This window comes from Peribacillus sp. P4_B1, assembly GCF_056402395.1.
In genome coordinates this window covers 1-6,946 of sequence record NZ_JBFUHM010000098.1, presented here as the reverse complement: position 1 = coordinate 6,946, position 6,946 = coordinate 1, and the positions used below count along the sequence as shown (strand labels likewise).

Sequence of the window (6,946 nt, the reverse complement as noted above, 5' to 3'; positions counted from 1 at the left end):
CTCTGGTTCATAGCTTTGTACAAATAAACGCAGTACTTTTAGAATTCGTAAAAATGGCGATGCGAAAGTGGTTAAAGGGAGGCAGGTTTAATTTATCTTTGTAAGATGGAATGATTGATAGAGATAGCAAAAGAACTACAAACTTTTTTATGATAACTAGATTCTATATCGACGCTATTAAGTACTTCAATTATTGTAGAAGAAGCATCTACTGAGGTTTAAGCAGATGCTTCTTTTACTAAAAAGTTATTATCGTAACCAGCAATAAATCCTTATGTTTTTATTTATTCTGCATTAGATAGTGAAGATTTTTTCTCCATCTTCATTATAATAAATCCACTCCAGGCAAACATTAAGGATGCAAGATAAAAGATGCTTCCAATCGTTAAAAAGTCGACTAAATATCCGGTTGCAATCACGGCAGCTGCAGCACCAATGGATGTCCAAACATGGTAGTTTCCAATTTCCTTACCCGCAGTTGTTTTCTTAACATACCTTGCAAGTACCGTTTTTTCAGTATTTTTTTGAACAGCCCCAAGAACCCCCATAATAATCTGCAGGAGATAGACATGCCAAATTTCATATGCGAGAGGAAAGGCAAGAAGGATAAGTGCCATCCCCCATGAATAGATAAGGAGAAATGCTTTGTCACCGGCTTTATCCGTTAATTTTCCGATTAAAGGGTAACTAAGTGCTGCAGTCAGTGAGAATATGCCATATGCCCATCCGAATTGCGAATAGCTGGTACCTACATTTTTGATTAGCAAAATATAAAAAGGGAAGATCATGCTGGCAGCCATTCCAACAGTGCCTTGGTAAAAAACGAAACGTTTATAATTCATGGATGGTACTCCTCATAGAAAAGATTCATGAAGCGGTTATCAGGATCATATTTCTTTTTTAATTGAAAGAATTCCTTAGTGCGCGGATAGGCTTCAAATAATTGTGTCTTGGTTGGATACCCATAATAGGGCAAATAGTAGCTGCCATTATGGTCAAGCGTCACATTGATCATGTCGCGGATGACCCTTCCCGTATTTTCCTTACTTTCGTTATCTGTCCCTTGATTGATGAGCATTACTAGAGCGAACATATCATCTTTGGCATAGGACATGAGTGATTCATCATTATGTTCCACATAACGAATTGTAATATTTAATAAATTAAAATCTTTTTCATCGAATAAAGTTTTTCTTAGATCATCGATATAATCAGCAAATTGATCAATCGGAACGAAGTATTCTTGCAGCACTTCAGTTTTGGAGGGATTGCTGTAATCCATAAAGGCAGAATCCGACCGCATCACATTGTTCCTGGAAACCAAGTTACCATCAATATTGGCCGTGTAAGTCTCCTGAGTTTCCCAAAACCTTTTTTTACCCCAGTCATTATAACGCGATAGACCAAGAAAGAATTTAGGCACGGCAACGATCGTTTCCCGTTTGAGAGTATTGTAGTTTGATAGCTGTGCTTGGTCATTTGCCCTATAATAATCCGTTACATACATTTCGTCCAAATAGGAGCCAGGAGCAACAGATATTCTTGCCAGATGCATTTTGACATCATCGTTTTGAAGAACGTCTCTTTTAAAATACGATGTATATTCATCATAATGGAGTGATTTAGTTTTAATTTTATAAAGTTCGTCATCGGTAAGGTGGAGTGTCACATCAAGTATCACTCCAAATAAACCGTATCCGCCAATAACCGAAGAGAAGAGCTCAGGATTTTCTTCGCGGCTCACCGTCAGGATTTGTCCTTTCGCGTTAAGCAATCTAAAAGATTCCACGGTTTCTATCAAGGCATGATGACGGATATCGCGGCCATGGACATTAACGCTCAAAGAACCGCCTATGGTAAAAATGTTTTGGGATTGACTGACCTTCAGTGCAAGTCCATATGGGTTGATATATCTCTGTAGATCAGCCCAGGTTGCTCCGCTTTCTACCGTGATGCGTTTTTCTTTTACATCCAAATCAAGGATCTTATCATATTGCTTCATATCAAGCAGGATGCCTTTTGGATATAGTGTCTGTCCCCCTTGGCTATGCTGCATACCGGCAATGGAAATGGGATCATCATTTTTTGCAGCTTCCAAAACGACCTTTTTGATTGCTTCTTCACTATCTTCTGCATTTATCGCTTTCATTTTAACTGGCATCAGCCGGCTGATATCTTCTGCAATAGGGTGGTCAAGCTTGAAATGGAAGGCCTGCAGGGAAAAACCAAATAATATTGCATATAGGATGATAAAGAAAAATCGTTTCATATAACTAGCTTTCGACTCCTCGTTAAAACTGTATGACACTCAAGTGAAATAATAAAAATGTATGAACTTTATAGAATAATGGAGTTACCACACCGTTCAGTGAGATTGCTGGGATTAATATTCATTTAACAGTCAGCTGTTTTATCTAATGCGGACCAGTAAATCACTTTCATTTTCTTCTTCCAGAAAAACAGATCAATTTCCGTATCATCCGGGAAAGAATGGAAGGCTTCGCAATAGTATTCATGGACTTCTGTGAACCCTACTAAAAAAATATCCGATTTTGTTGAAAAGTGTTGGTAAAATGACCCTTTTGACGTGCGGCTTTTTTCACGATTTCGTCAACTGTAACTTTATCATAACCTTTTTCGCTAAATAGCTTTAAGGATATTTTTAAAATTTCTTCACGAGTCTTATCTCCCCTATGCTGTTTCTTTCTTGGATCAATCATGGAAAAATATGCGAGGGATAATTGACAGAATATTCCTGTGTAGTTTAATATCAGACTACAGTCTAGTTAGAGAGCGGATAGTCTATTTAATCTATCGTAAATTATGAATAATCACAACGCTTTCTTCATTTCATTTGGGATATTACGAAAGCGCTTTCGAACGTTCCGGATCATGTATGAGGGGATGTTAATCCAATGAAATCAAGAGGTTTTTCTAAAAATGGGTGAAAAGGGTGGTTAAAGTTTCCTAAAGATCTCTATCCAATCAGTAACTTTCATGAACGAAGGGTTATTTCATCCTGTGGATATGGACTCGTTTAATAATATTGTTGGGTTAATGAATGTAAATGGAGGGGAGGTGGTATTGAATTTGGTGGTCTCGGGATTGAACCAGAGAGTCGGGGAGCAAGGAAAGGTCCGCTATAATCGTATGTTTTTTGGGAAAGGGTAGCTTGAAAAGGGAGGAAATAATCATGAATCATTTCAGTGGTGAAATAGAGAAAAGAACGATTAATAAAACGATGAGACGCATTCTTCCATTTATCTTGATCCTTTATAGCATTGCATACTTGGACAGGGTCAATTTAGGCTATGCTGCTTTACAAATGAACGCAGAATTAGCCTTATCCGCTGAGGTTTTTGGATTGCTTTCCGGTATTTTCTTTATTGGCTATTTCTTCTTTGAAGTTCCAAGCAACATGATTATGCATAAAGTGGGAGCTCGGATATGGATTGCCCGTATAATGATTTCGTGGGGACTTGTTGTCATATTAACAGGTTTTGCGCAAACAACGATGCATTTATACATTCTCCGTTTTTTATTAGGTGTCGCCGAAGCTGGATTTTTCCCTGGTATAATTTTGTATTTAACATATTGGTTCAGGGCCCGCGAAAGAGGACGGGCAACAGCGGCCCTGCTTTTAGCCTTACCGATTGGCGGATTGATTGGTGCACCTGTGTCGACATGGATTCTTGACAATATTTCCTGGTTCGGTATGGCAGGGTGGAGATGGATGTTCATCCTTGAAGGCATTCCGGCCATTATTATTGGAGTTGTTGTTGTTTTCTATTTAACTAATAGGCCCACTAACGCTAAATGGTTATCTAAGGAAGAAAGCGTTTGGTTAGAAGGGGAGTTGAGTGCTGAAAGAAAAGTAAGCTCGAAAATAAATAAAGTCACTAAGCTTGATATGCTGAAAGATTCGAAAATCTGGAAGTTGTCACTTTTTTATTTCGCTGGGTACACATCTATCTATGGATTGTCATTCTGGATGCCAACCATCATAAAATCTTTATCGGAAAATGCAACAACCAATTTAGAAATAGGCTGGTTAGCGATGATTCCTTCGTTAGTCGGTATACCTGCGGTTATATTTGTTGGCTGGAATTCTGATCGGACGAATGCACATAAACCACACTTGCTTGTTTGTCTCCTGATAGCAGTTACCGGATTTATCGGGTGCGGCTTTTCAGATGGTGTCTTTATGATGGTGCTGATGTTAACGATTACATCATTCGGGTTATACGGTTTCAGTGGATGCTTCTTTGCTTATATGACATTTTTCTTCACTGAGTCCACTGCACCAGTTGGCATAGCCCTAGTCAATTCATTTGCAGCATTGGGCGGTTTTGTAGGACCGATGATTCTTGGAACTGTTGCCTTTACTCAAGGTATGTTTATTTTATCAGGATTACTTGTGATAGGAGTCATCACTCTATTATCATTAAAATTGTCAAGTGCTCCAGAAGAAAACACCATTAAAGAAGTTGAAGTCAATATTAATCATTTATAACAGATCTAACTGAAAACTAAAAAAAGAAACATCATTGGAAACCACAAGTTTCTATGGTGTTTTTTTAATATTTTCATATAGTTATACCGCTAATAACGTGTTAGATATGGTACCTTCCATGGATATAAAATAACGTTTGGGCATGTCAAAATTAACCTAATCGCAGGTTCTGCTTAATATGACTTGTTTGAAGTATTCGGCGGGATTAGAATGGAGATTAGATACAAGTTACTTTGTAAAGGCCAGGGATTCCTTTTCTTTCAAAGGCTGACTTCATATTTATATGATGAAAGGAATATGAAGTGGAAATGGGGGGATGTTGTGGAAATTCATTTGGTGGCAAAAGATGAGATTGAGGCTCAAGGAATTCGTTGGATAGTCGAGTCGCACCTAACGGGAGTTAGACTTATCTTATGGAAAACGATTGAAGAATTTGAAAAGGGCATTCGTAATCAGCAACCGGAATTCGTTATTTTGGATATGGATATTTGGACGGATGAAAGTGAGGCGATGGGTGTTTCGTTAAAGCGGAGGGGAATTCGATGGTTAGGCATTTCATCTGAGCGAATCTTTCAAACAGCTTATCGGGCCTTGCGTTTTCGTGCGGAAGATGTCCTATTCCGTCCTTTTTCTTCAGCGGATTTGGTAAAGCATATCCAACAATTGCGTTTTCAATTGAGAAATGATCAAGGTCTTTTCTCGACAAACGCCATGCATGATGAGAAAACGCTTGATATTGGTTATCCTGATTTCTTCTTGACAGACCGGAGACATGAAAGTCGAATAACCATGGTGGCATTTTTGACACCTGATAAAAAGACCCTTCCTTTAGTTTATGATGAACTGCAACGATATTCTTTTACTGGGAAGAATCAAATCTTCGCTTTATCGGATTTTATTTTATGCGTCCAGGAAACAAAGGAAACTGATGTATATAAGGAAGAATACCAAGCGTTCCTGGCTCACTGGAAAGAAAGAATGGATGAGCCTCTTGCTATCATAATAAAAGCGGCAAATCCTGATGAATCTTTAAAAAGGATGTACCAGCAAACACGTGAATTTACAAGACAAATCTTTTTCGATGGATATGATATCATTTTAGTCGAAAGTCAACAAACTTCGCCTCAGGAGATGGATCCATTCCTCACTCCCCTTGAACAAAGACTTTGGATAGAAATGCTCGAAAGACGGGATGCAAAAGCTATCAGGAACTGGATCGAACGTGAATTCCTTACTTTTCAACAACCATACCCTGACCCGGAAATCGTTCGTATTCGCCTTACAAGCGTTCTTGCGCAGATCCGTAGGCATATGAAATCATATAATTTGCAAAATGCATCTCTAGAAGCAATATACTATGACGTATTTCAGCAAATCGTCCATAAACCAGTCATTCATCAAATAGTAAAAGAGCTGCATGCGTTCACCACCCATTTACTTCTGCAGGATCATGGGCAATTACAGGAAGGAGCTCGCACACTTAGCGAAAAAGCAAGAGAGCTGATCGAGTCCAACTATTGGGACGCCCAATGGAATCTAGCGACCTGTGCAGATACTCTGCGTGTCAATAAAAGCACACTCAGCCGTCGTTTTGCGGCTGAATCCGGCGAGTCTTTTCGCAATACGCTGCATCAAGTTCGAATTAGGGAAGCTAAACGCTTATTAAAGGAAACGGATTTATCATTGGAGGAAATCGCACAATTAGCCGGTTATTCACATCAAACCTATTTCAATGCCAAATTCAAACTGCTTGAAGCTTGTACTCCATCAGCTTATCGGTCTGGATTATAAAAAAGGACGATTCAGTTATATTGAATCGTCCTTTTTAAAATTTTTAATACCATTCATAAAAAAGTAAAGTTAACTACAAAACTTTGGTTTATTTTATAAAATAATCATTAAATTATAATAAATTATTCTGAATTTTTCATATAGAATGAAAATATAACAAAAACAAGGGGGAAATAAAAATGAACACGATTACAAACAAGGTTATCCGCTATACAGGTACTGATTTGCATACGAAAGGATGGCAACAAGAGGCAGTGCTTAGAATGCTGATGAATAATCTGGATCCTGAAGTCGCAGAACGTCCAGAAGATTTGGTGGTATATGGAGGGATTGGGAAAGCAGCTCGTAACTGGGAATGCTTTGATGCAATCGTCAAATCACTAAAAGAGCTTGAAGAAGATGAAACTTTATTGGTCCAATCAGGGAAACCGGTGGCCATTTTTAAAACGCATACGGATGCACCACGTGTCCTGCTTGCAAATTCAAATATCGTCCCGGCGTATGCGAACTGGGAAACATTCCATGAACTTGATAAAAAGGGATTGATGATGTATGGGCAAATGACAGCTGGTAGCTGGATTTATATTGGTTCGCAAGGAATCGTTCAGGGTACTTACGAGACATTTGCCGAGCTTGCTAAAC

6 protein-coding genes and 1 pseudogene are annotated in these 6,946 nt (G+C 38.6%); 4 read left to right on the top strand and 3 right to left on the bottom strand.

The annotated features are described in order from the left end of the window. Positions 1 to 284: 284 nt before the first annotated feature. From AC1DVK_RS26030 to AC1DVK_RS26020, 3 genes are all read right to left on the bottom strand, one after another. The gene (locus AC1DVK_RS26030; protein WP_410861811.1) at positions 285 to 842 is read right to left on the bottom strand and encodes an MFS transporter; all 558 of its coding nucleotides are present in this window, start codon (positions 840 to 842) and stop codon (positions 285 to 287) included. Continuing rightward, positions 839 to 2,269: an FAD-binding oxidoreductase gene (locus AC1DVK_RS26025; RefSeq protein WP_089363136.1), complete on the bottom strand. Its 1,431-nt coding sequence runs from the start codon at positions 2,267 to 2,269 to the stop codon at positions 839 to 841. The genes AC1DVK_RS26030 and AC1DVK_RS26025 overlap by 4 nt, the downstream gene beginning before the upstream one ends. Positions 2,270 to 2,534: 265 nt before the next feature. Next, positions 2,535 to 2,720 carry a TetR/AcrR family transcriptional regulator gene (locus AC1DVK_RS26020; RefSeq protein ID WP_410861812.1) on the bottom strand — a complete coding sequence of 62 codons (186 nt, stop codon included), beginning with the start codon at positions 2,718 to 2,720 and terminating at the stop codon, positions 2,535 to 2,537. A gap of 277 nt (positions 2,721 to 2,997) precedes the next feature. Here AC1DVK_RS26020 and AC1DVK_RS26015 point away from each other — a divergent pair, with 277 nt between their 5' ends. The 4 genes and pseudogenes from AC1DVK_RS26015 to AC1DVK_RS26000 all read left to right on the top strand — a co-directional run. Then, complete coding sequence (locus AC1DVK_RS26015) at positions 2,998 to 3,171, top strand: hypothetical protein (RefSeq protein WP_477627734.1); 174 nt, start codon at positions 2,998 to 3,000, stop codon at positions 3,169 to 3,171. A gap of 22 nt (positions 3,172 to 3,193) precedes the next feature. Beyond that, on the top strand, positions 3,194 to 4,513 hold the full coding sequence (locus tag AC1DVK_RS26010; protein WP_410861813.1) for an MFS transporter: 1,320 nt from the start codon (positions 3,194 to 3,196) through the stop codon (positions 4,511 to 4,513). Between the two features lie 297 nt (positions 4,514 to 4,810). Further along, complete coding sequence (locus AC1DVK_RS26005; protein ID WP_477627733.1) at positions 4,811 to 6,304, top strand: helix-turn-helix transcriptional regulator; 1,494 nt, start codon at positions 4,811 to 4,813, stop codon at positions 6,302 to 6,304. A 179-nt stretch (positions 6,305 to 6,483) separates the two neighbouring features. Next, positions 6,484 to 6,946: pseudogene (locus AC1DVK_RS26000) on the top strand (urocanate hydratase); the annotation flags it as partial.